At 71.8% G+C, this 26,194-nt stretch carries 24 protein-coding genes and 1 tRNA gene; 13 read left to right on the forward strand and 12 right to left on the reverse strand.

The window, feature by feature from the left end:
* Positions 1 to 44: 44 nt before the first annotated feature.
* The 6 genes from AC07BS_RS14235 (at position 45) to AC07BS_RS14260 (ending at position 7,554) form a co-directional block, all read left to right on the forward strand.
* On the forward strand, positions 45 to 1,886 hold the full coding sequence (locus tag AC07BS_RS14235; protein WP_478932264.1) for a carbonic anhydrase: 1,842 nt from the start codon (positions 45 to 47) through the stop codon (positions 1,884 to 1,886).
* Positions 1,887 to 2,060: 174 nt separating this feature from the next.
* Positions 2,061 to 4,031 carry an acetate--CoA ligase gene (acs, locus tag AC07BS_RS14240; protein ID WP_478932266.1) on the forward strand — a complete coding sequence of 657 codons (1,971 nt, stop codon included), beginning with the start codon at positions 2,061 to 2,063 and terminating at the stop codon, positions 4,029 to 4,031.
* Between the two features lie 205 nt (positions 4,032 to 4,236).
* Positions 4,237 to 5,634, forward strand: a complete 1,398-nt coding sequence (gene nhaA, locus AC07BS_RS14245) for a Na+/H+ antiporter NhaA (protein ID WP_478932268.1) — start codon at positions 4,237 to 4,239, stop codon at positions 5,632 to 5,634.
* 46 nt (positions 5,635 to 5,680) lie between these two features.
* A complete protein-coding gene (locus AC07BS_RS14250) occupies positions 5,681 to 6,139 on the forward strand; it encodes a phage holin family protein (RefSeq protein WP_478645618.1) in 459 nt (152 codons plus the stop codon).
* On the forward strand, positions 6,136 to 7,146 hold the full coding sequence (locus AC07BS_RS14255; RefSeq protein ID WP_478645615.1) for an alpha/beta fold hydrolase: 1,011 nt from the start codon (positions 6,136 to 6,138) through the stop codon (positions 7,144 to 7,146). The genes AC07BS_RS14250 and AC07BS_RS14255 overlap by 4 nt, the downstream gene beginning before the upstream one ends.
* 201 nt (positions 7,147 to 7,347) lie before the next feature.
* A complete protein-coding gene (locus tag AC07BS_RS14260) occupies positions 7,348 to 7,554 on the forward strand; it encodes a hypothetical protein (protein ID WP_478645612.1) in 207 nt (68 codons plus the stop codon).
* A 51-nt stretch (positions 7,555 to 7,605) separates the two neighbouring features.
* On the opposite strand, the gene AC07BS_RS14265 is transcribed toward AC07BS_RS14260, so the two are convergent.
* From AC07BS_RS14265 to nth, 3 genes are all read right to left on the reverse strand, one after another.
* The gene (locus AC07BS_RS14265) at positions 7,606 to 8,805 is read right to left on the reverse strand and encodes a MarP family serine protease (RefSeq protein ID WP_478645610.1); all 1,200 of its coding nucleotides are present in this window, start codon (positions 8,803 to 8,805) and stop codon (positions 7,606 to 7,608) included.
* Positions 8,806 to 8,855: 50 nt separating this feature from the next.
* Positions 8,856 to 9,575 carry an NUDIX hydrolase gene (locus tag AC07BS_RS14270; RefSeq protein ID WP_478645945.1) on the reverse strand — a complete coding sequence of 240 codons (720 nt, stop codon included), beginning with the start codon at positions 9,573 to 9,575 and terminating at the stop codon, positions 8,856 to 8,858.
* Positions 9,576 to 9,718: 143 nt separating this feature from the next.
* On the reverse strand, positions 9,719 to 10,651 hold the full coding sequence (nth, locus tag AC07BS_RS14275; protein WP_478932271.1) for an endonuclease III: 933 nt from the start codon (positions 10,649 to 10,651) through the stop codon (positions 9,719 to 9,721).
* 250 nt (positions 10,652 to 10,901) lie between these two features.
* Between nth and AC07BS_RS14280 the strand changes: the two genes are divergently transcribed.
* Positions 10,902 to 11,576: a Crp/Fnr family transcriptional regulator gene (locus AC07BS_RS14280; RefSeq protein WP_004939715.1), complete on the forward strand. Its 675-nt coding sequence runs from the start codon at positions 10,902 to 10,904 to the stop codon at positions 11,574 to 11,576.
* A 188-nt stretch (positions 11,577 to 11,764) separates the two neighbouring features.
* Here the strand turns inward: AC07BS_RS14280 and AC07BS_RS14285 are convergent, their stop codons facing one another.
* From AC07BS_RS14285 to AC07BS_RS14300, 4 genes are all read right to left on the reverse strand, one after another.
* On the reverse strand, positions 11,765 to 12,595 hold the full coding sequence (locus tag AC07BS_RS14285) for an MBL fold metallo-hydrolase (protein WP_478932274.1): 831 nt from the start codon (positions 12,593 to 12,595) through the stop codon (positions 11,765 to 11,767).
* On the reverse strand, positions 12,592 to 13,533 hold the full coding sequence (locus AC07BS_RS14290; RefSeq protein WP_478932276.1) for an NUDIX hydrolase: 942 nt from the start codon (positions 13,531 to 13,533) through the stop codon (positions 12,592 to 12,594). Before AC07BS_RS14290 ends, AC07BS_RS14285 begins: the two co-directional genes overlap by 4 nt.
* Positions 13,534 to 13,763: 230 nt before the next feature.
* Positions 13,764 to 14,228, reverse strand: coding sequence for a RidA family protein (locus AC07BS_RS14295; protein ID WP_478645600.1), 465 nt, complete (start codon positions 14,226 to 14,228; stop codon positions 13,764 to 13,766).
* Positions 14,225 to 14,383: a Sp36 family protein gene (locus AC07BS_RS14300; protein WP_019992579.1), complete on the reverse strand. Its 159-nt coding sequence runs from the start codon at positions 14,381 to 14,383 to the stop codon at positions 14,225 to 14,227. Before AC07BS_RS14300 ends, AC07BS_RS14295 begins: the two co-directional genes overlap by 4 nt.
* Before the next feature lie 71 nt (positions 14,384 to 14,454).
* Between AC07BS_RS14300 and bagA the strand changes: the two genes are divergently transcribed.
* On the forward strand, positions 14,455 to 15,519 hold the full coding sequence (gene bagA, locus AC07BS_RS14305) for an ATPase BagA (protein WP_478932278.1): 1,065 nt from the start codon (positions 14,455 to 14,457) through the stop codon (positions 15,517 to 15,519).
* Positions 15,516 to 17,006: an ATPase BagB gene (gene bagB, locus AC07BS_RS14310; protein ID WP_478645595.1), complete on the forward strand. Its 1,491-nt coding sequence runs from the start codon at positions 15,516 to 15,518 to the stop codon at positions 17,004 to 17,006. The genes bagA and bagB overlap by 4 nt, the downstream gene beginning before the upstream one ends.
* Positions 17,007 to 17,216: 210 nt before the next feature.
* On the opposite strand, the gene AC07BS_RS14315 is transcribed toward bagB, so the two are convergent.
* Positions 17,217 to 17,552 (reverse strand): WhiB family transcriptional regulator, encoded by a 336-nt coding sequence (locus AC07BS_RS14315; RefSeq protein WP_478645593.1) that lies wholly within the window; start codon positions 17,550 to 17,552, stop codon positions 17,217 to 17,219.
* A 385-nt stretch (positions 17,553 to 17,937) separates the two neighbouring features.
* Here AC07BS_RS14315 and AC07BS_RS14320 point away from each other — a divergent pair, with 385 nt between their 5' ends.
* Entirely contained in the window at positions 17,938 to 20,199 is a 2,262-nt protein-coding gene (locus tag AC07BS_RS14320; RefSeq protein ID WP_478645591.1) for a transglycosylase domain-containing protein, read from the forward strand.
* A 123-nt stretch (positions 20,200 to 20,322) separates the two neighbouring features.
* Here the strand turns inward: AC07BS_RS14320 and AC07BS_RS14325 are convergent, their stop codons facing one another.
* Positions 20,323 to 20,787, reverse strand: a complete 465-nt coding sequence (locus AC07BS_RS14325; protein ID WP_478932281.1) for a GatB/YqeY domain-containing protein — start codon at positions 20,785 to 20,787, stop codon at positions 20,323 to 20,325.
* Positions 20,788 to 20,926: 139 nt separating this feature from the next.
* Here AC07BS_RS14325 and AC07BS_RS14330 point away from each other — a divergent pair, with 139 nt between their 5' ends.
* The 3 genes from AC07BS_RS14330 (at position 20,927) to AC07BS_RS14340 (ending at position 22,788) form a co-directional block, all read left to right on the forward strand.
* The gene (locus AC07BS_RS14330) at positions 20,927 to 21,853 is read left to right on the forward strand and encodes a metallophosphoesterase (RefSeq protein WP_478645585.1); all 927 of its coding nucleotides are present in this window, start codon (positions 20,927 to 20,929) and stop codon (positions 21,851 to 21,853) included.
* Positions 21,854 to 21,887: 34 nt separating this feature from the next.
* Positions 21,888 to 22,667, forward strand: coding sequence for a Pr6Pr family membrane protein (locus AC07BS_RS14335; protein WP_478645582.1), 780 nt, complete (start codon positions 21,888 to 21,890; stop codon positions 22,665 to 22,667).
* Between the two features lie 47 nt (positions 22,668 to 22,714).
* Positions 22,715 to 22,788, forward strand: a tRNA-Pro gene (locus tag AC07BS_RS14340).
* Positions 22,789 to 22,865: 77 nt separating this feature from the next.
* On the opposite strand, the gene AC07BS_RS14345 is transcribed toward AC07BS_RS14340, so the two are convergent.
* From AC07BS_RS14345 to AC07BS_RS14355, 3 genes are all read right to left on the reverse strand, one after another.
* Complete coding sequence (locus tag AC07BS_RS14345) at positions 22,866 to 24,032, reverse strand: site-specific integrase (protein WP_478932284.1); 1,167 nt, start codon at positions 24,030 to 24,032, stop codon at positions 22,866 to 22,868.
* Positions 24,029 to 24,244 carry a helix-turn-helix domain-containing protein gene (locus AC07BS_RS14350; protein WP_478932285.1) on the reverse strand — a complete coding sequence of 72 codons (216 nt, stop codon included), beginning with the start codon at positions 24,242 to 24,244 and terminating at the stop codon, positions 24,029 to 24,031. Before AC07BS_RS14350 ends, AC07BS_RS14345 begins: the two co-directional genes overlap by 4 nt.
* Before the next feature lie 482 nt (positions 24,245 to 24,726).
* Positions 24,727 to 26,193 carry an ATP-binding protein gene (locus AC07BS_RS14355; protein ID WP_478645575.1) on the reverse strand — a complete coding sequence of 489 codons (1,467 nt, stop codon included), beginning with the start codon at positions 26,191 to 26,193 and terminating at the stop codon, positions 24,727 to 24,729.
* Position 26,194: the final 1 nt, after the last annotated feature.

Here is a 26,194-nt window from a genome sequence, read left to right on the forward strand (position 1 = left end):
GAGTTGAGAAACGCCCGCCGTCGGCACCGAGGACGGGATTGACCATGCACATCCGGCACGCCTTGTCCGCCTCCGTCCCCGTCCTCCTGCTCGCGGTCCCCCTCTCCCCGGGGATCGCGCTCGCCTGTGGCGCGCCGCTCTGGGCGGGGCCGGTCGCGGCCTGCGCGGTCACCGCGCTCCTGAGCGTCGCGCGACTCGCCCTGGGGGTCCTGGGTTCGGCCGTCCCGGCGGGCTCGGCGGCGGCGGACAGGCTGTCGGTGATCCTGTCGCCGGTGGCGCGCGGCGTGCTCGCCGCGATCGGCGCCACGATCGTGCTCGGTCCGCTGCCCGTGGTCCTCGGTGGCCGACCGGGCCCGCCGACGCAGGAGGTGACGGCGGCCCTGGCATCCGGGGCGGTACGGGCGCACCTCCCGACGCTCCTCGTCGCCGCCCTCACCGCGGCCGTCCTGGTCGCCTGGCCACGGCTGCCCGGGCGGGCCGGGCGCCGGGCGCGGACGATCCCCGCGCCCTTCGCAGCCCTGGCCGTCGCCACGGTCGCCGTCACGGTCGCCGCCACGACCGCCGGCTTCGGGGCGGGCGTGGCCCGCGCCGCCTTGTTCCCCTGGTCGCCGCCGGGCCTCCCCGCGCTGCCGGGCGGTCCGGTCGCGGGCGTTCTCACGGCTCTCGTCGCCCTCGCGTTCGTCACGAGCACGAAGAGGCCCGCCCCGGCGCCGGACGCCTCCGGAGCATCCACCGCCGACCCGCCCGTGGCCGACCCACCCGCGCCCGGGTCCCGCGGGGCGGCGGTCGCCTACGGCGTGGCGGCCCTGTTGTGCGCCGGCCCGGGCGTGGCGGTCCTCGCCCGGATCCCGGCGGTCGCCCTGGCGGTGCTCGCCATGGCGGCCGGGGTGCGGATGGCGCGCGAGGCGCACCTCCCGCGCGGGCGACGGCGAGGCGATCTCGCGGTGTACGCGGCCACATCGGTGGCCGTACTGCTGTTCGGAGTTCTGCAGGGGGTCACAGTGGGCATCTCGATCACCACGCTTCTCGCGCTGCGGCGGCGCCTGGCGGGCTTCCCGGGCCGGAGGGGCCCGGCGGCGGCCGAGGCCGGCGGCCCCCACAGCTGCCTGCCGTGGACACCGTGGCGCCAGCACCACTGCGTCAGCCCGCCCGCCGCCGAGACGGAAGCCGCCCCGGCTCCGATCGGCGCCGAACGGCGACTGCTGGGCGGCGTGAGCGCCTTCCAGCGCAATACCGCCCCGCTCGTCCGCGACGAGCTGGCCCGGCTCGCCCGCGAGGGCCAGCGCCCCAGCGAGCTCTTCCTGACTTGTGCCGACTCGCGGCTGGTGACCAGCATGATCACCTCCAGCGGCCCCGGTGACCTGTTCACCGTGCGCAATGTGGGCAATCTGATGCCTCCGCCCGGCAGTGACGCCAGCTGCGACTCCGTGGCGGCCGCCGTGGAGTACGCGGTCGAGGTGCTGAAGGTCGGCAGCATCACCGTGTGCGGCCACTCCGGCTGCGGGGCGATGCAGGCCCTGCTGGACCTCGCCGACTCCCCCGCCGGGCACACGCCGCCGCTCGGCGAGCAGACCCCCCTCACCCGATGGCTGCGGCACGGCCGTCCGAGCCTGGCCCGGATGCAGCGGATCGGCCGGCTGGGCCGCGGCGAGGTGGCGCTGGCCGAGCGGCTGGTGGCGGACGACGTCGAGCGGCTGGCCCTCGTCAATGTGATGCAACAGCTCGACCACCTGATGGCCCACACCTGTGTCGCCCGACGGGTGGCGGAAGGCTCGCTCCAGCTGCACGGAATGTACTTCCACGTGGGAGAGGCCCAGGCCTATGTCCTGGATCGCCGCTCGCGCACCTTCACCGCCGTCCGGCCCGGCGTCCTGGACGCCGCGTAGGCCGTCCCCACACCCGCCCCGGCGCGGGCCGGGCACCGCACCACCCCCTCTGACCTCGGGCGACCTCCCGGACAAAGGTCTAAACCAGTTTTTACCCACACCCCTTGTCAGGGTGTGCCCCGGGCTGATGAGCTATGGCCGGGAGCAACGAGCCCCCTGGGAAAGGGAGATGTCGTGAGCAACGAAAGCCTGGCCAACCTTCTGAAGGAGGAGCGCCGCTTCGCGCCGCCGGCCGGCCTGGCCGCCCAGGCCAACGTCACCGCGGAGGCGTACGAGCGGGCGAAGGCTGACCGGCTGGGCTTCTGGGCCGCCCAGGCCCGCCGCCTGAGCTGGGAGAACGAGCCCACCGAGACCCTGGACTGGTCCAACCCGCCGTTCGCCAAGTGGTTCGCCGACGGCCGGCTGAACGTGGCCTACAACTGCGTCGACCGGCACGTGGAGAACGGCCTGGGCGACCGCGTGGCCCTCCACTTCGAGGGCGAGCCCGGCGACTCCCGTTCGATCACCTACGCCGAGCTCCAGCGCGAGGTCTCCAAGGCCGCCAACGCCCTGACCGAGCTGGGCGTCCGGGCCGGCGACCGGGTCGCCATCTACCTGCCGATGATCCCCGAGGCGGTCGTCTCGATGCTCGCCTGCGCGCGCATCGGCGCCCCCCACTCCGTCGTCTTCGGCGGCTTCTCCGCCGACGCCCTGGCGGCGCGCGTCAACGACGCCGACGCCCGGGTCGTCATCACCGCCGACGGCGGCTACCGCCGCGGCAAGCCCTCCGCCCTCAAGCCCGCCGTCGACGAGGCCCTCACCCGGCCCGGCACCGAGAACGTCCGCAGTGTGCTCGTCGTCCGCCGCACGGGCCAGGAGGACATCGCCTGGACCGAGGGCCGCGACGTGTGGTGGCACGACCTCGTCGAGCGCCAGTCCGACCAGCACACCCCCGAGGCGTTCGACGCCGAGCACCCGCTGTTCATCCTCTACACCTCGGGCACCACGGGTAAGCCGAAGGGCATCCTCCACACCACCGGCGGCTATCTCACCCAGACCTCGTACACCCACCACGCCGTCTTCGACCTCAAGCCGGAGACCGACGTCTTCTGGTGCACGGCCGACGTCGGCTGGGTCACCGGGCACTCGTACATCGTCTACGGCCCGCTGAGCAACGGCGCCACCGAGGTGCTCTACGAGGGCACGCCCGACAGCCCCCACCAGGGCCGCTGGTGGGAGATCGTCCAGAAGTACGGCGTCACGATCCTCTACACGGCCCCCACCGCGATCCGGGCGGCCATGAAGTGGGGCGACGACATCCCCGCCAAGTTCGACCTGTCCAGCCTGCGCGTCCTCGGCTCGGTCGGCGAGCCCATCAACCCCGAGGCCTGGGTCTGGTACCGCAAGCACATCGGCGCCGACGCCACCCCCGTCGTCGACACCTGGTGGCAGACCGAGACCGGCGCCATGATGATCAGCCCGCTGCCGGGCGTGACCGAGGCCAAGCCCGGTTCGGCCCAGGCGCCGCTGCCCGGCATCTCCGCCACCGTCGTGGACGACCACGGCGAGGAGGTGCCCAACGGCTCCGGCGGCTATCTGGTCCTGACCGAGCCGTGGCCGGCCATGCTCCGCACCATCTGGGGCGACGACCAGCGCTACCTCGACACCTACTGGTCCCGCTTCGAGAACACCTACTTCGCCGGCGACGGCGCCAAGAAGGACGAGGACGGCGACATCTGGCTGCTCGGCCGCGTCGACGACGTCATGCTCGTCTCCGGCCACAACATCTCCACCACCGAGGTCGAGTCCGCCCTCGTCTCCCACCCCAAGGTGGCCGAGGCCGCGGTCGTCGGCGCCACGGACCCGCAGACCACCCAGGCCATCTGCGCCTTCGTCATCCTGCGCGGCGGTGTCGACGCCGGGGACAACGACACCCTCACCGAGGAGCTGCGGGCCCATGTGGCCAAGCAGCTCGGCCCGATCGCCAAGCCGAAGCGCGTCCTGCCGGTCGCCGAGCTGCCCAAGACCCGCTCCGGCAAGATCATGCGCCGCCTGCTGCGCGACGTGGCCGAGAACCGCGCCCTCGGCGACGTCACCACGCTCACCGACTCCTCGGTCATGGACCTGATCCAGGCCAAGCTCCCCGCGGCCCCCACCGAGGACTGACCAGCGGCAACACCGCTCCGCACAGGAAGGGCACCCGGCAGGACCGGGTGCCCTTTCACTCTTTCCGGCTAAAGTAAGTACTTGTCGCGTCAATATCGTGACAAGAATCAAAGGCGCGCCGGGAAGTCTGGTCGGCACACAGCACACGTGTACCCACGTGTACGTACGTGTTTCAGTCGACGCCGACCCCAGGAGGTCCACCACCGTGGCCGCGCCCAAGAACCGCCGCTCCGTCTTCCTCGGCAGGCTTCCCCTCCCCGAGCGGAACTACCTGGCGGACGCGCTGCGCACCGAGACCGTCGGCGGCGTACTGCTGCTCGCCGCCGCCGTCGCCGCGCTGATCTGGGCGAACACCCCGCTACGTGGCGGCTACGAGACCGTGCGCTCGTTCCACCTGGGCCCGGAGGCCCTCGGCCTGAACCTCTCCCTGCAGCACTGGGCGGCCGACGGCCTGCTCGCCGTGTTCTTCTTCGTCGCCGGCATCGAGCTCAAGCGCGAGCTGGTCGCCGGCGAGCTGCGCGACCCCAAGGCCGCGATCCTCCCGGTGGTGGCCGCGCTCTGCGGCATGGCCGTCCCCGCCCTCGTCTACACCACCGTCGCCACGGCCGGCAGCGGCTCGCTGGGCGGCTGGGCCGTCCCCACGGCGACCGACATCGCCTTCGCCCTCGCCGTGCTCGCCGTCATCGGCACCTCCCTGCCGTCGGCGCTGCGCGCCTTCCTGCTGACGCTGGCCGTGGTCGACGACCTCTTCGCGATCCTCATCATCGCGATCTTCTTCACGTCGAAGCTGAACTTCGCCGCCCTCGGCTTCGCCGTGCTGGGCCTGGCCGTCTTCTGGCTGCTGCTGCGCAAGGGCGTACGCGGCTGGTACATCTACGTGCCGCTGGCAGTCGTCAACTGGGCGCTGATGTACAACAGCGGCGTCCACGCCACGATCGCGGGCGTCTCCATGGGCCTGATGCTGCGCTGCACCCGGCGCGACGCCGAGGAGCACTCCCCCGGCGAGCACATCGAGCATCTGGTGCGCCCCCTGTCGGCGGGGCTGGCCGTACCGCTGTTCGCGTTGTTCTCCGCCGGGGTGACGCTCTCCGGCGGTGCCCTGTCGGACGTCTTCACCCGGCCGGAGACGCTGGGCGTCGTCCTGGGCCTGGTGGTGGGCAAGACGATCGGCGTGTTCGGCGGCACCTGGGCGGCCGCCCGCTTCACCCGGGCGGAGCTCAACCCGGACCTGAAGTGGCCGGACGTGCTGGCCCTCGCCACGCTGGCCGGCATCGGCTTCACGGTGTCACTGCTGATCGGCGAGCTCGCCTTCGACGGCGACCCCGGCCTCGTCGGCGAGATCAAGGCCGCGGTGCTGATGGGTTCCCTCATCGCCGCGATCCTGGCGGGCATTCTTCTCAAACTGCGCGACAACAAGTACAAGAAGCTGTGCGCGGAAGAGGACCGGGACGACGACGAGGACGGCATCCCGGACGTCTACGAGCAGGACAACCCCGAGTTCCACCTCCGCATGGCCGCGATCTACGAAGCGAAGGCGGCCACGCACCGCAAACTGGCACAAGTCGCCTCGGAGCGCACCACCCTGGGCGACGGTCCGGCATGATCTGAGAGTCTTTACGCCCGAGCTGATGATGATGAGGGAGCAGCCGATGAGCGCAGCCGACGACGGCGCGAACCGCAGCCTCGGCCAGCTGGTGGCGACGGCCACCACCGAGCTGTCCGCGCTGGTGCACGACGAGATCGCACTGGCCAAGGCCGAGCTGCGGCAGGACGTCCGGCGGCTGGGCATCGGCGGTGGCGCCATCGCCGCCGCGGGTGTCCTGGCGCTCTTCTCGCTGCCCGTGCTGAGCTTCGCGGCGGCCTACGGCATCCACAACCTCGGGCTCGGGCTCGCCTGGTCCTTCCTGATCACCGGCGGCGCCTACCTGGTGCTCGCGGCGCTGCTCGGGCTGATGGCCGTGGCCAAGTTCAAGAAGATCAAGAAGCCCGAGAAGAGCATCGCCTCGGCCAAGGAGACGGCGGCGGTGCTCGGCACCGTCAAGCCGCACCCGCGTCCGGTGGCCGACACGAGCCCGGCGGACGCATCTGTGACACGCTCGTCCGTATGACGGTGCCCGAGACCTCCGCAGCGCCCGCGTCCCCCGATCCCGACCGGCCCGACGGCGCCCCGGCGTCCCCGGCCCCGGCCGGGTCGGTGGCGTCGTCGCCCACCGCGGTCGTACGCCCGGACGGCCCCTGGACGCACCGGGAGGTCGCGGCGAACGGGGCCCGGTTCCACATCGCCGAGATGGGCGAGGGGCCGCTGGTTCTCCTGCTGCACGGTTTCCCGCAGTTCTGGTGGACGTGGCGGCATCAGATGCCGGCGCTGGCGGAGGCCGGGTTCCGGGCGGTGGCGATGGACCTGCGCGGAGTGGGCGGCAGCGACCGTACGCCCCGGGGCTACGACCCCGCGAACCTCGCCCTCGACATCACCGGCGTCGTCCGTTCCCTCGGCGAGCCGGACGCCGCGCTGGTCGGTCACGACCTGGGCGGCTACCTGGCCTGGACCGCGGCCGTGATGCGGCCCAAGCTGGTGCGCCGGCTGGCGGTCTCCTCCATGCCGCACCCGCGCCGCTGGCGCGCGGCGATGCTCGCGGACGTCAAGCAGAGCGCGGCGAGCTCCCACATCTGGGGCTTCCAGCGGCCGTGGCTGCCCGAGCGCAGGCTGGTCGCGGACGACGCGGCGCTGGTGGCGCGGCTGATCAGGGAGTGGTCGGGCCCCTCCCTGCCGGACGACGAGTCGGTCGACGTCTACCGGCGGGCCATGTCGATCCCCTCCACGGCGCACTGCTCCATCGAGCCGTACCGCTGGATGGTGCGGTCGATGGCCCGGCCGGACGGCGTCCAGTTCAACCGCCGGATGAAGCGGCCGGTGCGAGTGCCCACGCTCCACCTGCACGGATCGCTCGATCCGGTGATGCGGACGCGCAGCGCGGCGGGCTCCGGCGAGTATGTCGAGGCGCCCTACCGCTGGCGGCTGTTCGACGGTCTGGGGCACTTCCCGCACGAGGAGGACCCGGCCGCGTTCTCGGCGGAGCTGATCAGCTGGCTGAAGGACCCGGAACCCGACCGGTAGACAAGCCGGACGGTGGACGAGCCGGACGGTGGACGAGCCGACCGGTAGGCCATCCGGACGGCAGACAAGCCGAACAGCGGGCCATTGGCCACTGAACGAACAGGAACGTCCGTTCACCGAACAGCCACTTGCCGCGCGCATAGGCCAATTGACGGACCCATGGGCGATTACCGACCTTTGGGCCCGGGCAGAGCTTTTGGTATGGGCTGGACGCACGACTACCGTGACGTGACCGAAGTGACTCCGGAGCGCGGCGACGGCGACGCCGCCGTGGCCGTGACGGACGTACCGGAGCGGGGCGATCACCGGCCGGGGGCCGGACCCGACCCCCGCATCGGCATCCCCCGGATCATCCGCCGCCGCGCCCGCTGGGTGTCGGCGCGGCTGCGCCATCCGCGCGGCCGCTGAGCAGCGCCGCCCCCACGACACCCAGGACGGCCGGAGCGGGCCCGGAACGGCTCAGAGCGCGCAGCCCTGGGTATCGGCCCGGCCCGTGGCCGTACGGCCGTAGCGGGCGTCCTCGCGCACCTCGTCCGCGGTCAGGGCGTACCCCGTGTCGGGGTCGTCCAGGGACTTGGCGAAGACCACGCCGTAGACCTTGCCGTCCGGGGTGAGCAGCGGGCCGCCGGAGTTGCCCTGCCGGACGGTGGCGTAGAGGGAGTAGACGTCGCGGCGCACATTGCCGCGGTGGTAGATGTCCGGACCGTTGGCCTGGACCCGGCTGCGGACGCGGGCCGCGCGCACGTCGTACGAGCCGTTCTCCGGGAAGCCGGCGACGATGGCGCTCTTGCCGCTCTCCGCGTCCGCCGTGGCGAACTGCAGCGGGGGCGCGTCGAGTCCGGGCACGTCGAGCACGGCGATGTCGCGCTTCCAGTCGTAGAGCACCACCCTGCCGTCGTGCAGCCGTCCCTGACCGCCGATCTGCACGGTCGGCTCGTCCACCCCGCCGACGACATGGGCGTTGGTCATCACCCGGCCGGGCGCGAAGACGAAGCCGGTGCCCTCGAGCACCTTGCCGCAGCCGGGGGCGTTGCCGACGACCTTGACGATGCTGCGCTGGGCGGCCACGGCGACGGGGCTGCCCGCCAGCTCGGGGTCCGGGGCGGGCACCGAGGTGATGGGTTCGGTGGAGAACGGCGCGAAGACCTGCGGGAAGCCGTTCTGCGCGAGGACGGCGCTGAAGTCCGCGAACCAGGTGTTGGCCTGCGCGGGCACCACCCGGGCGACGCCCAGCAGCACCTTGGAGCCGCGCACCTCCCGGCCCAGCGTCGGCAGGGTCGTACCGGCCAGCGCCGAGCCGATCAGCCAGGCCACCAGCAGCATCGCGACGACGTTGACGAGCGCGCCGCCCGTGGCGTCGAGCGCGCGGGCGGGCGACCACGTGATGTGGCGGCGGAGCTTGTTGCCGAGGTGGGTGGTGGCGGCCTGGCCCACGGAGGCGCAGACGATGACGACGGCGACGGCCAGGACGGCCACGACCGTGCCGGGCTCGCCGTCACCGGTGGCCGCGGCCCAGATCACCGGCAGCCCGTAGACGGCGGCCAGGCCACCGCCCAGAAAACCGATCACCGAGAGCACGCCGACGACGAAGCCCTGGCGGTAGCCGATGACCGCGAACCACACAGCGGCGGTCAACAGCACGATGTCCAGCACGTTCACCGAAAGATGCCTCGCATTGAAGTCGTCGTGGCCCGCGGGGGGCCACCGTCTCATGCCTGCCGGGGGCGCCAGTCGAGAGGGACCTCCCGGGCCCGGTCCCAGGGCCGCTCCCAGCCCGCGTAGTGCAGGATGCGGTCGATCACCCCGGCCGTGAACCCCCACACCAGCGCCGGGCCCACCTGGAAGGCCGGGCCCTTCTGGCCGCTGGGGTGGACGGTCACGGCCCGCTTCGCCGGGTCGGTGAGGTCGGCGACGGGGACGGTGAACACGCGGGCGGTCTCCTGGGGCGAGACCGGCGCGACCGGGCTGGGCTTGCGCCACCAGCCGAGCACGGGGGTCACCACGAAGCCGCTCACCGGGATGTAGAGCCGGGGCAGCACGCCGAAGACCTGGACGCCGGACGGGTCGAGTCCGGTCTCCTCCTCGGCCTCGCGCAGCGCCGCCCGGACCGGGCCCTCGCCCTCCGGATCGCCGTCCTCCGGATCGAGGGCGCCGCCGGGGAAGGACGGCTGCCCGGCGTGGGAGCGGAGCGTGCCGGCCCGTTCGAGGAGCAGCAGCTCGGGGCCGCGGTCGCCCTCGCCGAAGAGGACCAGCACGGCGGACTGCCTGCCTCCGGTCTCCGGCGGAAGGAAGCGGCTCAGCTGGTGGGGCTCGACGGTCCGCGCCGCGCGCACGACGGGATCCAGCCATTCGGGCAGCCCGTCGGCGGAGAGCAGGGCCTCCCCGGCCGTCCCGGCCCCGCCGGTCTCCCCTCCGTACGTCCTCGTCATGCGTACCCCCTGGCCTTCCCCGGCCGTCGTGCGGTCGTCCGTGCGGTCGTCCTGTGCGTGGTGGTCGTCATGCGTGTGCTGGTCGCCCTGCGTGTGCTGGTCGTCCTGTGGGCCGCCCGGGGCGGCGTCCGGCGGGGGCTCGCTCACTCGGCTCCCAGGGGGCGGGCGGGCAGGCCCGGATAGTCCGCCGGGGGCTTGAGCCGCTGCCCCGGCTGTCCGCCCATCTCGTACTTGAGCAGCTTCTTCGCCTTCTCCGGGTCGGTCTCGCCCTCGCCGTACGACGGGCAGAGCGGGGCGATCGGGCAGGCGCCGCAGGCGGGGCGGCGGGAGTGGCAGACGCGCCGGCCGTGGAAGATCACGCGGTGCGAGAGCATCGTCCACTCGCTCTTCGGGAAGAGCGAGCAGACCTCGGCCTCGACCTTCTCCGGGTCCTCGGCGGCGGTCCACTTCCAGCGCCGCACGAGCCGGCCGAAGTGCGTGTCGACCGTGACGCCCGGCACGCCGAACGCGTTACCCAGCACGACGTTGGCCGTCTTGCGGCCGACGCCGGGGAGGGAGACCAGGTCCTCCAGGCGCCCGGGCACCTCGCCGTCGAAGCGGTCGCGGAGCGCGGTGGAGAGGCCTATCAGGGACTTCGCCTTGGCGCGGAAGAAGCCGGTCGGCCGGATCAGCTGCTCCAGCCTCTCCGGGTCGGCGGCCGCCATGTCCTCCGGCGTCGGGTAGGCGGCGAACACGGCGGGCGTGGTCTGGTTGACCCGCAGGTCGGTGGTCTGGGCGGACAGGACCGTGGCGACCAGCAGCTGGAACGGATCCTCGAAGTCCAGCTCGGGATGGGCGTACGGATAGACCTCGGCGAGCTCGCGGTTGATCCGGCGGGCGCGGCGGACGAGGGCGGTCCGCGACTCCGGCTTGGTCGCCGGCTTCGTCGCCGGCTTCTTCGCGGGCCTGGCCTCGGGCTTCGTCGCCGACTCGGCCGCCCGCCCGGTCGTCGTCCTGGCCTCCGGCTTCGTCGCCCCGACCGGGGATTTCTCCCCCTTCGCGGCTTTTGCGCTCTTCACCGCGGGACGTTCGCCCACAGCGGAATTACCGGTCGACGTCACCCTCCCGGCCCCCTTGCCCTGTGCTCTCACCGGCGTATTGGACACCCGGCCAGACTAAAGCCCGGCACCGACATCCGCCCCGACCGCAGGAAAACCACAGCCCAATCGGACCCCTGCCGTAGGGCTCCGGGCGACGATGCGCCACACTTGTGTTTGATCACACAGTTTTACCGACGGGCATCATGGGGACCACGGTCCTCTGTGCATGTCGACAAGGAGAGAACTCGTGGACGACGTTCTGCGGCGCGCCCCGCTCTTCGCGGCGCTCGATGACGAGCAGGCCGCTGAGCTGCGCGCCTCCATGGGCGAGGTCACCCTCGCGAGGGGCGACGCCCTGTTCCACGAAGGAGACCCGGGCGACCGCCTCTACGTGGTGACCGAGGGCAAGGTGAAGCTCCACCGCACCTCCCCCGACGGCCGCGAGAACATGCTGGCGGTCCTCGGCCCCGGCGAGCTCATCGGCGAGCTGTCCCTCTTCGACCCGGGACCGCGCACCGCCACCGCCACCGCGCTCACCGAGGTCAAGCTGCTCGGCCTGGGCCACGGCGACCTCCAGCCCTGGCTCAACGCCCGCCCGGAGGTGGCCACCGCCCTGCTGCGCGCCGTCGCCCGCCGGCTGCGCCGCACCAACGACTCGATGTCGGACCTCGTCTTCTCGGACGTCCCCGGCCGCGTCGCCAAGGCCCTGCTCGACCTGTCGCGCCGCTTCGGCGTGCAGTCGGAGGAGGGCATCCATGTGGTGCACGACCTCACCCAGGAGGAGCTCGCCCAGCTCGTCGGCGCCTCCCGGGAGACCGTCAACAAGGCGCTCGCCGACTTCGCCGGCCGCGGCTGGCTGCGGCTGGAGGCCCGCGCCGTGATCCTGCTCGACGTGGAGCGCCTCGCCAAGCGCTCCCGCTGACGGGACGACGGCCGGCCGTACGGCCCACGTACGCGGAAGGGGCCCCCCGCGCGCGACGAGCGCGTGGCGGGGCCCCTTCGCGTCGGGTCAGGCACCGATCAGGTCCCCGGTCCCCCGGTCAGGTTCCGATCAGGCGCCGAGGGTGCCGAGAGTGGCGAGGGTGGCGCCGAGGGTCCGGCGGGCACCGATCAGATCAGGCCATGTTCGTCGAGGTAGTCCAGCTGGGCCCGCACCGAGAGTTCCGCGGCGGGCCACAGCGAGCGGTCCACGTCCGCGTAGACCGTCGCCACGACCTCCTCCGCCGTACGGTGCCCGTTCTCGACCGCCGTCTCGACCTGGGCCAGCCGCTTGGCCCGGTGGGCCAGGTAGTACTCGACGGCGCCCCGCGCGTCGTCCAGCACCGGCCCGTGCCCCGGCAGCAGCACCCGTACGCCCTCGTCGACCGTGAGCGCGCGCAGCCGGCGCAGCGAGTCGAGGTAGTCGCCCAGCCGGCCGTCCGGGTGGGCCACTATCGTCGTGCCGCGCCCGAGCACCGTGTCGCCGGTGAGCACCGCGTCGTCGGCCGGCAGGTGGAAGCACAGCGAGTCGGTGGTGTGGCCGGGCGTCGACACCACGTGCAGCTCCAGGCCGCCGGTCGTGATCACGTCGCCGACGCCCAGCCCCTCACCGCCCAGGCGCAGCGCCGGGTCCAGCGCCCGTACGCGCGTACCCGTCAGCTCCGCGAAGCGCGCGGCGCCCTCGGAGTGGTCGGGGTGGCCGTGGGTGAGGAGCGTCAGGGCGACGCGCCGGCCCGCCGCCTCGGCGGTGGCGATGATGTTCGCCAGGTGCGCCTCGTCCAGGGGACCGGGGTCGACGACGACCGCGAGGTCGGAGTCCGGTTCGGCGAGGATCCAGGTGTTGGTGCCGTCGAGCGACAGGACGGACGGGTTGGGGGCGAGCACGCAGGTGGCGCGGGCGGTCGCCGGGCCGCCGGGGGCGCCCGGGCGGGGACGTCCGGGCAGGTCGCTGGGGTTCGTCATGCGTCGGCTCCCGTGTTTCCCGTGTTTTCCGTGTTTCCCGTGCTTCCCGCGGCCGTCTCCGTCGTCGGCCGCCGAGGAGTCCGTGCGGCGATGCGCTTGGTGAACTCCTCGTGGCCCGGCCAGCTCAGTACGATCTCTTCCCCCTCAAGCCGGGCCTCCGCCAGAACGGGGCTGAGATCCCGCTCACTCGCGGCCGCCAGCACGTCGCCGGGGGTGGCGTACGGCGTCAGGGAGCGCAGCGTGGAGATGGTGGGCGGCATCATCACCAGCTCGCCGCGGTCGTACGCGGCGGCCGCCTCGCCGGGCAGGGCCCACACCGTACGGTCGGCCTCCGTCGAGGCGTTGCGGGTGCGCTGTCCCTCGGGGAGGGCGGCCACGAAGAACCAGGTGTCGTAGCGGCGCGGCTCGAACTCGGGGGTGATCCAGCGGGCCCAGGCGCCGAGCAGGTCGCTGCGCAGCAGCAAGCCGCGGCGGTCGAGGAACTCGGCGAAGGACAGGTCGCGGCCGACGAGCGCCGCCCGGTCGGCCTCCCACTCCTCGCCGGTAGTGTCGGCGACGACCGTGCCGGGCGTCGGCCCGGCGAGCAGGACGCCCGCCTCTTCGAAGGTCTCGCGGACGGCGGCGCAGACGATGGCCTGCGCGGTCGCGGCGTCGGTGCCCAGCCGCGCGGCCCATTCCTGGCGTGACGGTCCGGCCCACGGCACGTCGCGCTCGTCGCGCGGGTCCACCGAGCCGCCCGGATAGGCGTACGCGCCGGCGCCGAAGGCCATGGAGGCACGTCTGCGCAGCATGTGGACGGCGATCCCGCCGGGAGCGCTGCGCAGCAGGAGGACGGTGGAGGCACGGCGCGGGGACACCGGCCGGAGCTCGCCGCGGGCGAGCGATCTGATGAGGTCCGGCCACTCCGACGGGTACCACTGGCCGTTCGCAGTCGACATGGCCGGATGCTATGCGCTCGCGCGCGGATGTTCGAGGGTACGGCGGAGGCCGGGGCGTCGTACCTCGTACGGCCCCGGCCCCGACACCGGACGCGGAAAGCGCGTCAGCGACCCTGAGGAGCGCGTCAGCAGCCCTGAGGAGCACGCCGACGACTCCGAGGAGCGCGCCGACCGCCCTGAGGAGCGCGCCGGCCGCCCTGAGGAGCTGGCCAGCGACCCTCGGAAGGGCCTCAGTCCCGCACTTCCACCATGATCTCGACCTCGACCGGCGCGTCCAGCGGCAGGACCGCGACGCCGACGGCCGAGCGGGCGTGCACGCCCTTCTCGCCCAGCACCTCGCCCAGCAGCTCGCTGGCGCCGTTGAGGACGGCCGGCTGCCCGGTGAAGTCGGGGGCGGAGGCCACGAAGCCCACGACCTTCACGACGCGCACGATGCGGTCGAGGTCGCCGACGACGGACTTCACCGCGGCGAGCGCGTTGAGCGCGCAGATCCGGGCGAGTTCCTTGGCGGTCTCCGGGCTGACCTCGGCACCGACCTTGCCGGTCTCCGAGATGGAGCCCTGCACCATGGGCAGCTGGCCCGCGGTGTGGACGTAGGCGCCGCTGCGCACGGCCGGCTGGTAGGCGGCCAGCGGGGGCACCACGTCGGGCAGGGTCAGGCCGAGCTCGGCGAGCTTGTCCTCGACCGAGCTCACGGCTTCTCCCGCTTGAGGTAGGCCACCAGCTGCTCGGGGTTGTTCGGGCCCGGGACGACCTGGACGAGCTCCCAGCCGTCCTCGCCCCAGGTGTCCAGGATCTGCTTGGTCGCGTGCACCAGAAGCGGCACGGTCGCGTATTCCCACTTGGTCATGGCCTGACTGTAATGCCTCGCACCGGCAGCCTCGTGCGTAGCCCGCGCGGCGACTGGTTAGGCTCCGAATCATGAGCAGGCTCCATGTCGTCAGCGGCAAGGGCGGTACCGGCAAGACCACGGTCGCCGCGGCCCTCGCGCTCGCCCTCGCCGCCGAGGGGAAGCGCGCTCTGCTGGTCGAGGTCGAAGGCCGGCAGGGCATCGCGCAGCTCTTCGAGACCGAGGCGTTGCCCTACGAGGAACGGAAGATCGCCGTAGCGCCGGGGGGCGGCGAGGTGTACGCGCTCGCCATCGACGCCGAACGCGCGCTTCTGGACTACCTCCACATGTTCTACAAGCTCGGCAGCGCCGGGCGGGCGCTCAAGAAGCTGGGCGCGATCGACTTCGCGACCACCATCGCGCCCGGCCTGCGCGACGTCCTGCTGACCGGCAAGGCGTGCGAGGCGGTCCGCCGGAAGGACCGCGCCGGCCGCTTCGTCTACGACTACGTGGTCATGGACGCGCCCCCCACGGGCCGTCTGACGCGCTTCCTCAACGTCAACGACGAGGTGGCCGGGCTGGCCCGGATCGGCCCGATCCACAACCAGGCGCAGGCCGTCATGCGGGTGCTCAAGTCGCCGGAGACAGCCGTGCACTTCGTGACGCTGCTGGAGGAGATGCCGGTCCAGGAGACGGCGGACGGCATCGCCGAGCTGCGGGCCGCCGGGCTCCCCGTCGGCGGGGTCGTGGTCAACATGGTGCGGCCCGGGATACTCGACGGCCCGGCCGTCGAGGACGCCGCGAACGGCCGGCGCGCGGACGTCGTGCACGCCCTCGCGTACGCCTTGGAGCGCACCGCCCCGGGCGACGGGGGGCGTACGGGACTCGCGGAGCAGCTCGTCGACCCCCTGCTGCGGCAGGCGCGCGAGCACACCGAGCGGCTCGCCCTCGAGCACCAGGAACGCGCGCGGGTGGCCGCCCTCGCCCTGCCCACCTACGAGCTGGGGCTGCTCGGCGACGGCGTGGACCTCGCGGGGCTCTACCGCATGGCCCGCGACCTCCGGCGGCAGTTCACCCAGCAGCCTCTGAGTGACCGTCCCGAGCAGACCGACCGTCCAGAGCAGACCGAGCGATCAGAGCAAGGAGCCTCCGCGTGACTCTCGATCCGGTTGCGGAACCGCTCGCCATAGACCCGATCATCGACAACCCCCGGACCCGCATCGTGGTGTGCTGCGGCTCCGGCGGCGTCGGCAAGACCACGACCGCCGCGGCCCTGGGCGTACGGGCGGCGGAGCGCGGCCGGAGGGTCGTCGTCCTGACCATCGACCCGGCGCGCCGCCTCGCGCAGTCGATGGGCATCGACGAACTCGACAACGTGCCGCGCCGGGTGCCCGGCATCGACGGCTCCGCCGGCGGCGAGCTGCACGCCATGATGCTCGACATGAAGCGGACCTTCGACGAGATCGTCGAGGCGCACGCCGACGGCGAGCGCGCCCGGGCGATCCTGGAGAACCCCTTCTACCAGTCCCTGTCCGCCGGATTCGCCGGCACGCAGGAGTACATGGCCATGGAGAAGCTCGGCCAGCTCCGCGCCCGCGACGAGTGGGACCTGATCGTCGTCGACACCCCGCCGAGCCGCTCGGCGCTGGACTTCCTGGACGCCCCGGGCCGCCTGGGGTCCTTCCTGGACGGCAAGTTCATCAAGGTGCTGATGGCCCCGGCGAAGATCGGCGGCCGGGCCGGGATGAAGTTCCTCGGCGTCGGCATGTCCGTGATGAGCGGCCCCCTGAACAAACTGATGGGGACCCAGCTCCTGCGCGACGTACAGACCTTCGTCGCCGCGATGGACACCATGTTCGGCGGGTTCCGTACCCGTGCTGACGCCACGTACCGGCTGCTGCAGGCGCCCGGTACGGCCTTCCTCGTCGTCGCCGCGCCCGAGCGGGACGCCCTGCGCGAGGCCGCCTACTTCGTCGAACGGCTGGCGGCGGAGCGCATGCCACTGGCCGGGCTCGTACTGAACCGGGTGCACGGCAGCGACGCCGCCCGGCTCACGGCGGAACGGGCGCTCGCCGCGGCCGAGGCGCTGTCGGGCGGGCGGTCCGACGGGCCCCCCGAATACACAGAAAATCTTGACGGCTCCGGCATTGTGGATCGTGGCAGCGGGCAGGCTGGCTCACGTACCGCTGACGACCCTGGCACCGTCACTCCCACGGACACGTCTTCTCCCGAGAGCGGCTTCCCCCGGCCCGCGTCCTCAGGAGCGGCTGCCTCGGACGCACCGGCACCAGTACCGTCGGATCCTTCTTCACGCCTCGCCGCCGGGCTGCTGCGCCTGCACGCCGAGCGCATGCGGGTGCTCGCACGCGAGCGGCGTACGCGTGACCGCTTCACCGCCCTCCACCCCGAGGTCCCGGTGGCGGAGGTCGCCGCGCTGGCCGGCGACGTGCACGACCTGGCCGGCCTGCGGGAGATCGGCGACCGTCTCGCGGCACGGCCGGAGTCCGGGGCTGAGCCGGAGTCCGGAGCGGAGCCCGGAGCGAAGGAAGCCACGGAGGCCACGGAGGAGGCCGGAAAGGCCGACGCCGGGAAGGCCGCACGCGCGGCAGAGGCAGAGGCCGAGGACACCTCCGTCGAGGCATGACGGCGTAACGGCATGACGGCATGAGGGCGTAAACGACACGCCTCTCCACCGAAGGGCGAACGGCGCGAGGCGCGGCTCCGCACCCAGGCGCTGACGGCACGTCGGCTCCCGGCGGCAGGCCCCCTGCCCGCCGCGCGTCACCGGCCCGCTGCCGCCGCGTACTCCCGCTCGGCGGTCGCTCCCGCTCGGCGGTCGTCAGCCCACGGCCGCCTAACCCACGGCCGCGTACTCCTCGTAACCCGGCTCGCCGAGCGGCAGGATGCCCGCACCGCGCTCGTACTCCGAGCGCGCGGTCTCGAGGAGCCGGCGCCAGGACGTGACCGTCGGCCGGCGGCGCAGGAGCGCCCGGCGCTCGCGCTCGGTCATCCCGCCCCACACGCCGAACTCGACGCGGTTGTCGAGCGCGTCGGCGAGGCACTCGGTGCGCACCGGGCAGCCGGTGCAGACCGCTTTGGCCCTGTTCTGTGCTGCGCCCTGAACGAAAAGTTCGTCCGGATCGGTCGTGCGGCAGGCGGCCTGCGCACTCCAGTCGGTTACCCAGCCCATGCTGGCGCCGTCCTCTCCCGAATCGAGGCTCCCCCACGGCGGCAGCGGCATATTCACCGTTGCCAGTTGAGGACGTTACGGAAGGCGGACAGGGGGCAACACCCCCTTCGGGCCCAATCTTGAATGGCCCGAACGGACTATGAGTATGCGGCAGATCACCCAACGGAGTGACCCAACGACATCACGGACGTACCCCACCGAACAGGGACGTTTTACTCGCGCCACGTGGGGCAGTCGAGGACACAGACGGCAATACGGGCACACCTCATCACCCACAAGAGTGAGGTCAGAGGTGATGCTGAAGGGCACCGTAGTGACTGGCGTGAAACAGCGTAGGCGAACACACCTGCGTCTGTCCTCCGAATGAGAACGTAGGCTTCGCTCCATGGCTACGAAGCGCTCCGGCGAGGGTCCGACGTTGACCCGGCAGGCCGCGAAATTCCTTGGCGTCAGCGCCCTCTCGGGAGTGGTACTGGCGGGTCTCGCCCTGCCGGGCATCGGCGCGTTCGGCCTGGTGGCCAAGGGGACGGTGGAAGGGTTCGACGAGATCCCCGCCAACCTCAAGACGCCGCCGCTCAGCCAGCGCACCACCATCCTGGACTCGCAGGGCGGCGAGATAGCCAAGGTCTACTCCCGCGACCGCACCGTGGTGCCGCTGAAGGACATCTCGCCGTACATGCGGCAGGCGCTCGTAGCGATCGAGGACGCCCGCTTCTACGAGCACGGCGCGATCGACCTCAAGGGCGTGCTCCGGGCGCTCAACAAGAACGCGCAGTCGGGCAACGTCTCCGAGGGCGCCTCCACGCTCACCCAGCAGTACGTGAAGAACGTCTTCGTGGAGGAGGCCGGCGACGACCCCGACAAGGTCGCCGTCGCCCAGCAGCAGACCCTCGGCCGCAAGGTCAAGGAGCTGAAGTACGCGATCCAGGTCGAGAAGGAGCTGGGCAAGGAGCGCATCCTCGCCAACTATCTGAACATCACCTTCTTCGGCCAGCAGGCCTACGGCGTCGAGGCGGCGTCCCAGCGCTACTTCAGCAAGCACGCCAAGGACCTCACCCTCGGCGAGTCCGCGCTGCTGGCGGGCATCGTCCAGTCGCCCAGCCGCTACAACCCCGTGCTGGCCCCCAAGGAGGCCACCAAGCGGCGCAACACCGTGCTGGCGCGCATGGCGGACCTGAAGAACATCACGCCCGCCGAGGCCGCGGCCGAGCAGGCCAAGCCGCTCAAGCTGAACGTCAGCCGGCCCAAGAGCGGCTGCATCACGGCCGTCGACGGCGCGGGCTTCTTCTGCGACTACGTGCGCGAGACCTTCCTCAACGACCCGGTCTTCGGCAAGACCAAGGAGGCCCGCGCCAAGCGCTGGAACGAGGGCGGCATGACGATCCGCACCACCCTCGACCCGCAGACCCAGAAGTCGGTCCAGAAGTCGATCACCGACCACGTCAACCAGGACGACAAGGTGGCCACCGCCATCTCGATCGTCCAGCCCGGCACCGGCAAGGTGCTCGGCATGGGTCAGTCGCGTCCGTACGGCTTCGGCCAGTACCAGACGCAGATCAACCTCTCCGCCGACAAGGACATGGGTGGCTCCACCTACGGCTTCCAGGTCGGCTCGACCTTCAAGCCGATCGTCGCCGCGGCCGCCCTCGAGGAGGGCATGTCGCCGTACAAGACGTACTCGTCGCCGTTCCGGATGCCGTATCCGGAGGAGGTCGAGACCTGCGGCAAGACGTGGAAGAACAGCAACGGCGAGACGGTCAACAACGAGAACCGCAGCGAGGTCGGCCCCTACGCCATGCGCGAGGCCCTGGCGAAGTCGGTGAACACCTACTTCGTCCAGATGTCCGGTGACATCGGCCTCTGCCCGGTGGTCAAGATGGCGGAGAAGATGGGCGTGAAGCCCGCCGACGGCGGCAAGCTCCAGCAGCTGCCCGCCCTGACCCTCGGCGGCTCGGACGGCATGTCCCCGCTGACCATGGCCTCCGCCTACGCGACCTTCGCCAACCGCGGCACCTACTGCACCCCGGTCCTCGTCGAGTCGGCCACCGGCCCCGACGGCAAGAAGCTGCGTGTCCCGAAGACCAAGTGCTCGCGGGCGATGTCCGAGCAGACCGCCGACACCATGAACACCCTGCTGCAGGGCGTCGTCGAGGACGGTACGGGCAAGGAGGCCGGTCTCAGCGGCCGCGACAGCGCGGGCAAGACCGGTACGACGGACGAGCGCCGGGCCGCCTGGTTCGTCGGCTACACCCCGAACCTGGCCGGCGCGGTCTGGGTCGGCGGCCCCGGCGACAAGGTCGAGATGGAGAACATCACCATCGGTGGCGTCTACCACGACAAGGTCTACGGCGCCGACACCCCCGGCCCCATCTGGCGCGACGCCATGGCGGGCGCGCTGGACGGCCGGGAGGCCCCGTCCTTCGACACCGTGCCGATCGCGGGCGCGGACAAGGGCTCCGGCGCCGGTTCCGGTTCCGGTGACAAGCCCGGCAACGGGCGCGGCGGCCAGCGCAAGCCGGGCAACGGCAAGCCCGGCGGCAAGCCGGGCACGAACAAGCCCGGCAACACCAAGCCCGTCCCGGAGCTGCCGGGCGGCATCACGGTCCCGGACGGCGTGAACATCCCGGGGATCGTGAAGGAGCAGTAGCAGCGGCCCGCTGAAGAACACTGAAGAACACTGAAGAAAGGGGCGCCCGGACCATGACGGTCCGGGCGCCCCTTTCGCGTACAGGCGGTGCGGCTTTCGCGTACGGGCGACGCCGCGGCGCGATCAGCCCGCGAGCGCGCCCTTCACCGCGGCGGCCACGCGGCCGCCCTCGGCGCGGTCGCCCACCTGCGGCTTCACGATCTTCATGACGGCGCCCATGGCCTTCGGGCCCTCGGCACCGGCGGCCTTCACCTCGGCCACGGCGGCCGTGACGATCGCGGTGAGCTCCTCGTCCGACAGCTGCTGCGGCAGGTACGCGGCGAGCACCTCGCCCTCGGCACGCTCGCGCTCGGCGGACTCGGCCCGGCCGCCCTTGTCGAAGGCCTCCGCGGCCTCGCGACGCTTCTTCGCCTCGCGCACGATCACCTTCAGCACCTCGTCGTCCGAGAGCTCACGGGCCTGCTTGCCGGCGGTCTCCTCGTAGGCGACGGCGGACAGGGTGAGACGGAGGGTGGAGGAGCGCAGCTCGTCGCGCGCCTTGATGGCGGTCGTGAGGTCGTCGTGGAGCTTGGACTTCAGCGTGGTCATGCCGCAATCTTCGCATCCCGGCCCGGCGCGCGCCCCGTATTAACCGCCGGCGCCCCGCGCCGGATGCCGCGCGCCCGCAACTCCCGTACATACCCCGGCCCGTGTGAACGCAACCCCCCGGATCTGCGACGATGACCCCATGCGTGCGCGATACGGAGTTCCCCTGGCCATCACCGCCGTAGGCGCGGCGGGCCTCGCCTATGCCGCCGGCTTCGAAGTGCGGTCCTTCCGGCTGCGGCGGGTCACCGTGCCCGTTCTGCCGCCCGGGATGCGGCCGCTGCGGGTGCTCCAGGTCTCCGACATCCACATGGTCGGCGGACAGCGCAAGAAGCAGCGCTGGCTCCAGTCGCTGGCCGGGCTCCGCCCGGACTTCGTGATCAACACCGGCGACAACCTCTCCGACCCCGAGGGTGTGCCGGAGACCCTGGACGCGCTCGGCCCCCTGATGGACTTCCCCGGCGCGTACGTCTTCGGCTCCAACGACTACTACGGGCCCAAGCTGCGCAACCCCGCCCGCTACCTGCTGGAGCGCACCACCGGCCGGCACGGCCTCAACGGCAACGCCCCGGTCGTCGGCGCGATCCACAACCCGTGGGAGGAGCTGCGCGACGGCTTCGACGCCGCGGGCTGGGTCAACCTCACCAACACCCGGGGCTCGCTCAAGATCGACGGGCTCGAGATCGCCCTCACCGGCCTCGACGACCCGCACATCAAGCGGGACCGCTACGACCGCGTGACCGGCGGCCCGCAGGAGGACGCGGACTTCTCGCTCGCCGTGGTCCACGCCCCCTACCTGCGGGTCCTGGACGCCTTCACGGCCGACCGCTACCCGCTGATCCTCGCCGGGCATACCCACGGCGGCCAGCTGTGCATCCCCTTCTACGGCGCGCTGGTCACCAACTGCGACATCGACCCCGACCGGGTGAAGGGCCTGTCCACCCACCGGGCGGGCGGCCACCAGTCGTACCTCCACGTCTCCGCCGGCTGCGGCACCAACCGCTACACCCCGGTCCGCTTCGCCTGCCCGCCGGAGGCCACGCTCCTCACCCTGGTCGCCCGCGACTGACAGGGGTCCGCGGGGCCGCACGTACGGTGGGGGGATGACCGACCCGACTTCCTCCACCGCGCCGCGGCCCGGCCCGGCCGACACGGAGGGCGCCCCGGCGCCCTCCCCCGCTCCCTCTCCGGCGGCCCCCACCACGGGCCGCCGGCCGTTCGCCGCGGCCTTCCGGGCGCTCGTGACCCTGGCGGCGCTCACCGGCGTCGCCCTGGACGCGGTCGAGTCCGACGACCTGGGCCGGCTCTTCAGCTACTTCACGATCCAGTCCAACCTCCTGCTGGCGATCGCCTGCGCCTGGTCCGCCCACCGCGCCTGGACCGGCCGCCCGGCCCTCTCCCCGCGGATCACCGGCGGCGCGCTGCTCTACATCAGCATCACGGGACTCGTGTTCCACTTCGTGCTGTCGAACGACGCCAGCGGATTCGCCATGACCAGCGAGCGCACCCCGCTCGAATCGGTCGCCAACCACCTCCTCCACACCGTGACCCCGCTCGCGGCGGCCTTCGACTGGCTCGTCCTCACGGCCCCCGGCGGCTTCCTCCTCCGCCACGCCGGGCAGTGGCTGGCCTACCCCTTCCTCTACCTCCCCTTCGCCCTGATCCGCGGCGCCCTCCTCGACCCGGGCACCGAGGGCCGCTACCCGTACCCCTTCCTGGACGTCGACCTCCACGGCTACGCCGGCATCCTCGGCAACGCCGTCGTCTTCGGCCTGGCCTTCTACGGCCTGGCCCTCGTCCTGGTCCTCCTCGACCGCGTACGCCCCCATCCACAGGCCCCCGGGAATCGGATTTCGCCTACGGGCTCCGGTCCGCTAAAGTAGACCTCGTTGCGCCGGGCACCTGCGAAAACCAGGGAAACGACGCACATCGGGGTGTAGCGCAGCTTGGCAGCGCGCTTCGTTCGGGACGAAGAGGTCGTGGGTTCAAATCCCGCCACCCCGACAGAGAAACACCAGGTCAGGCCCGGTGCTGAGAAATCAGCACCGGGCCTGATCTGCTGTGTGTGACTAACTGCGTGACTACCGCCTCGGACCGGCGCCGAAAATGTCGTCCATGGCGGTCGCACCGGTCTGGATCACCGGGCGGATCTGCTTCCGGTAGACCTCTTCGGTCACAGCCGTACTGGAGTGGCCGCACAGCCGGGAGATCTCCTCCAGCGAGAGGCCCCGGTCCGACAAGATCGAGACGAAGGACTGCCGGAGCTCCCGCGGCGTCCACTCCGCCGGGACGATCCCGTCGACGCCCTTGAGCGCCCTACGAAACTCACGCCGCACATTCGCCGAGTCGAGCTGCGTACCAACGGCCGACGTGAAGACCAGACCGTTCTCCTGCCACGCGTCGCCGGCCGCGACTCTCTGCCAGCCCTGCCGCTCCCACTGAATCCGCAGCGCGTCGATGGCCCGGCCAGGCAGGGCCAGCGTCCGGCGAGACTTCCTGGTCTTCGTGTCGCCGCCGCTTCGGACCGAGCGCCACACGGCGATGTGCGGCGGGACCTTGGGGTTCGCGCCCGGGGCACCGTCGAGGTCGACGTGGTCCCAGCGCAGGGGTCGGATCTCTTCCGTGCGGCCGCCCGTCAGGAGCGACACCACCATGTACGTGTACAGCGGGGAGTCCGCAGCGGCAGTCAGTACGCCTTCAGCCTGCGCCAGAGTCAAAGACTTCGAGGGGCGCCCGGGCTGGCCCGTCGGGACGGAGCACAGCTCCACGACGTTCCGCTTCACCTTGTCCCGCGCCATGGCTCGCTTCACGGCCCGGTTCAGACACGAGCGGATCGCTTCCAGCGTCCGGGTGCTCAGCACCTGCGCCTTGTCAGCGAGCCACCGGTCGACGTCATCGGCACTGAGGTCCCGAAGCTTCCGGGCGCCCAGGGCCGGGATGACGTGGGTGTTGCACAGGATCGTGCACGTCGTGACCGTGCCTGCATCCCTGCCGTTGAGTCCGTACGCGAGCCAATCGGTCACCGCGTCCTTGACCGTGTAGCCGGTCGGCGCAATGGCCAGCCCGTCCTCGTAGTCCCGCAGCACCTCCTTGAGCTTCTCCTTGGCCCCGGTCTTGGTCTTGCCGCTGGCCCGCTTCACGATCCGCTTGCCGCTGGGGTCGAAACCCAGGCTCGCGGTGGCGATCCAGCGCTGGCGCTTGTCGTCCCAGTGGAGGCCACCGTCTCCCCTGCTGCGGCGCTTGGTCACTTCGTCTCTCCTGCCTCGCGCTCCAGCAGCGCGGCGTACTCGTGGATGGCGGATACGGGGATGAGCCGTGCGCGCCCCTCCTTGACGGTGCGGAGGCGGCCGGTGCGTATCAGGCCGTAGATCACGGTGCGGCTCATACTCAGGACGCGTTCAGCGTCGGAGACCTTGTAGAAGAGGGGTTCGACGGATCGCTCAGAGAGAGCGAGAGTCATGGCGCCTCCTAGCAGCGGTGCCACTGGCCGGCCGGGGGTGGCAGTTTCCACGTCCGGCCCGCCGGGTCTGTCCGAGGTTCGGATTTCTGCGTCACCGCGTCATCTGCGTCATTCGCTCGCCTGACCTGCGGTTTTCGGTGACGCAGGGACTTTCCGGGTGCGTCACCGGTGACGCAGGCCTTTGTCACTGGTGACGCAGGTGACGCGGGGTGACGCACGGATCGACCGTCTGCGTCACCGCCGTCGTCGCAGGTCAGAGCCTGTTTTCTGGCCGGTGGTGACGCGGTGACGCAGCATCTCTTCTCTTAGGAAAAAAGGGGGGCGGGTGTCTGTTGTTGTGCGCGCCTTAGGACGTGAAGAAGGAGCCGCAAAGCGGCGCGTCCATCGGGCGGCGTTGCCGCCGAACAGCAAGAGGAGCACGCCCCCGCAGCCGGGCCGGGTGCTCCTCTTGCTTGTGCGGGGGCGGTCCGCGGCGGTGCGGGTTAGAACATCGGGTCGGGCGGCGGGGCGGCCGGTCGCCTGAGTTCGATGTAGCGGGCGGTCCGGGTGCGGCCCCAGTCGACGAGCACGCCACGGGCGGCGAGGACGGGCTGAAGGCGCTTGAGGCGGTCGGAGAGGACCTTGCCGGTGGTGGGCCAGCCCTTGGGCAGGGGGCGGGTGTCCTCGCCGGTGTAGAGCTGGGTGAGGGCGTGCAGCCATTCGGCGGAGGTCATCCGGACCTCCGTGCCCGGGTCGATGCCGGCGGCGTGCTTGAGGACGGTCTGGGCCAGCAGATCGCCCTCGATGACGTCGTCGTTGAGGTCGTCGAGAGTGGTCCGGTAGGCGTCCAGGGCCCCGAAGCCGGTGGCGGCGTCCAGCTGCGCGCACAGGTGGGCGAAGTCGGCCATGCGCAGGTCGGTAGGGCCGCCGGCTTCGGTGGCGCGGACCTTGACGGTGAGGTCGAGGAGGGACCCGAGGATGACGGGCAGAGCCTCTTCGAACTCCGCCCACAGCTCCGCCTCGGTCCGCCGCACCCGGGGGCGTTCCAGGCGGAGGGGGAGGAGGCGTTCGGCGAGGTCGGGTCGGATGACGCCCACGTCGATGCCGGTCAGCAGCAGCGGGCGGCGGTAGCGGGAGCGCACCACGTCGCCGTCGGTGAACAGGGCGCGTTTGAGGGACTCGGCCCCCGTCACGATGCAGCACATCGCGTCGGACAGGTCCGGGCCCAGGTGGGAGAGGTTGTCCAGAGCGGTGACCCAGCCGGCGGCCACGGCCGTGATCAGGTTCTCCTCATCCTTCGGCGCCCGGCGCAGGTCGCCGCTCATGCCCTCGATGATCCGCACGAGCATCCGGCCGCCGGTGGACTTCCCCGCGCCCTGGGGCCCGGTGAGGAACGGGGCGGGGACGGGGGCGTCCGGCCCGAGGCAGCCGATCAGCCACGCAATGGCCAGGCTCTCGGCCTGGGCACTGGCGAAGTTGCACAGCCGCATCAGGAGGTCAATGCCCTTGCCGTCGGTGTCCTTGACCGGCAGGGGCATCTCCCCGGTGAGCTGAGTACGCCGCCAGCACACCTCTCGCGGATCGGGGGTGAGGATCTCCCATCCGGTGGGGTGGATGCGGACGGACCTGCCGTCGTCGCGGCCCAGGTCCAGCCACGTCGCGCCATCGAACCCCGGAGCGACCCGGATGTGGGTGGGCTGCACGTCCTCGTTCAGCGCGAGCGCTTCGATCAAGTCCAACGCCTCCTTCAAGGCCGTGCCGTTGAACACGCCGAACCCGTCCCGGAACAACCCCACCATGAGTTCCTGCCGGTGGCTGCCCGTCGTTCCCTGGGAGCGGATGGGGCGGGCGACCGGGTGAGCGTTGCGCTGCGCGTACACGGTCCCGTCGACGGTGCGGAAGTACCGGAAGTGCGCCTGCGCGTAGTCGGTGATGATCTCGCGGGCGGGAGTCTTCTCGTCCTCGGCCACG

This window comes from Streptomyces sp. NPDC044063 (assembly GCF_056434285.1).